The sequence below is a fragment of the Mesorhizobium sp. M1E.F.Ca.ET.063.01.1.1 genome (assembly GCF_003998155.1).
GTDB lineage: Bacteria > Pseudomonadota > Alphaproteobacteria > Rhizobiales > Rhizobiaceae > Mesorhizobium.
Genome location: NZ_RZSC01000988.1, coordinates 1 through 1,808, shown reverse-complemented (window position 1 = coordinate 1,808; position 1,808 = coordinate 1). Strand labels below are relative to the sequence as shown.

Here is a 1,808-nt window from a genome sequence, read left to right as displayed (position 1 = left end):
GGGGTCCTTGGGTTGTGGTGCGTGGCTAATGGGAAGGCTGAGTTCCTTCGCGCCCCTCTCTGCCCTGCCGAGCATCTCCCCCACTTGGGGGGAGATTGGCGGTTCCAGCGCCGGCTCTTGCTTTCAACGTTGGTGATTGGCGAAGGCCACGGCGACATCTGATCTCCCCCCTTGTGGGGGAGATGTCCGGTCCACCCTCCGCAGCTGCAGCGCAGCAGCTGCGGAGGACGGGCAGGACAGAGGGGGCGTCTCACGTAGAGCTCCAGCACATTGCAGACGCCGCAAGAAGAGGCTGACGCTCTACGCGCAGCGACCCCCTCTGTCGCCTTCGGCGACCTCTCCCCCTCAAGGGGGGAGATTAGCGTCGGCACACTCACATCCCCCTCCCGCGATGGCCGTGGAACCGCGCATGATGATGCGCGCAGTAGGAACGCGTTCCAGTCGTGCGCAGGCCGCAACAGAGCATGTCGGGGCCGGGGCGGGCGCCGGGCGGATCGTGTTCCGGATCCTCGCGCAGCGCGAGGTCGATCGGCGCGCGGCAGCGGCCGAACAGGCATTCGAGGAAGCGCATGGCCGCGACATGCGGCTGGCGGCCGGGCGGCACCGGGGGTGGTGGTGCGGGAAGCTTGTAAAGCTGGGCTTCGGATTTTTGGCGCTCGCCGGGGGCGAGCCAGGCGGGCGGCAAGGAGCGCGCGGGTTTGCGTGCTTTGGGTTTTTTGGGCTTGGGCGGAGTGCGGGCTTTGACGACGTCCGTTTGCGTGGCGACCCCACAGATGGGCATGTCGGCCGGACAGCGCCCCCCTCTGCCCTGCCCGTCCTTCGCAGCAGCTGCGCTGCAGCTACGGAGGGTGGACCGGCCATCTCCCCCACAAGGGGGGAGATTGGCAGTTGCGGCGCCGGCTTCCTCCACCAACTCGACATGCCTCGAAAGCGCTGCCGGCTCGGAAAGCGTCACGCCTCCAGCCGCCACCCTGCCCCGCCGGCCTGGACGATCCGGCCGCGCCGCGTGCTTCCTTGGCCGGCCGCCGGCGCGGCCGCCTTTCGGGTTGGCGAAGCCGATGGCGCTGAGGCCGGCGTTGCGGTGGACGATGCCGATGATGGCGTTGCGCGAGACCGGGCTGCCGCGTAGGGCGCTGAAGCGGCCGGCGATGCGCGAGGCCGAAAGCCCCTCCCTCAGCCAGGCGGCGATCTCGTCGATTTCCTTTTCGGTGTAGGCGGCTGCCATCTTTCTCATTCCGTTGATTGCTAGGGCTTGGGCTTGCGAAGGGCTCGGCTCGGGCCAAGCGCCAGGGTTCGGCCGCGAGGCCGATGTCAGGTCAGCGAAAGGGTTGGAGGTCAGGCGACGCCTGGTGCGCTTCGCCGTTTTGTGGAAACGGCTAAGCGCTCCATCTCGTTGTTTTGACGCAATTCCGGACGGAAAACCGCTTCGCACTTTTCCTGGAATTGCGCCTCGTTGTTCCGACGCAATTCCGGACGGAAAACCGCTTCGCACTTTTCCTGGAATTGCTCTGGCGCCGCACCAAGCAGTCGAAGAAGTGCCGCCTCGGCGGCGGCCCGCGTCAGGCCCGACACCGCCCGGCCCGTCGCGCGATCAAACAGGATGACGGTGCCGTCCTCGGTGCGGATGCAGCTTGTGCCGCCGGAATTGGCGGCCGGAGCCGGGGGAGGAGCGGCTCCGGCCGTTCCGGTGAACCGGGGTGCGGGCGGCTCGACCGGATCCGAGGCAAACGCCCCGGGATGCGTCCGGACCGGGGAGGAGGACAGCCCGGACGAATGGAATTCATGAGTCGAGGGACGCGCGTTCATGC

Annotated in this window: 2 protein-coding genes; both read right to left on the bottom strand. The window is 67.9% G+C overall.

The features are described 5' to 3' along the window. Positions 1 to 373 precede the first annotated feature (373 nt). The gene (locus tag EOA29_RS35140) at positions 374 to 1,225 is read right to left on the bottom strand and encodes a GcrA cell cycle regulator (protein ID WP_127222309.1); all 852 of its coding nucleotides are present in this window, start codon (positions 1,223 to 1,225) and stop codon (positions 374 to 376) included. A 110-nt stretch (positions 1,226 to 1,335) separates the two neighbouring features. Beyond that, positions 1,336 to 1,808: hypothetical protein (locus tag EOA29_RS42445; protein WP_189350138.1), on the bottom strand; the 473-nt coding region annotated here is incomplete at its 5' end.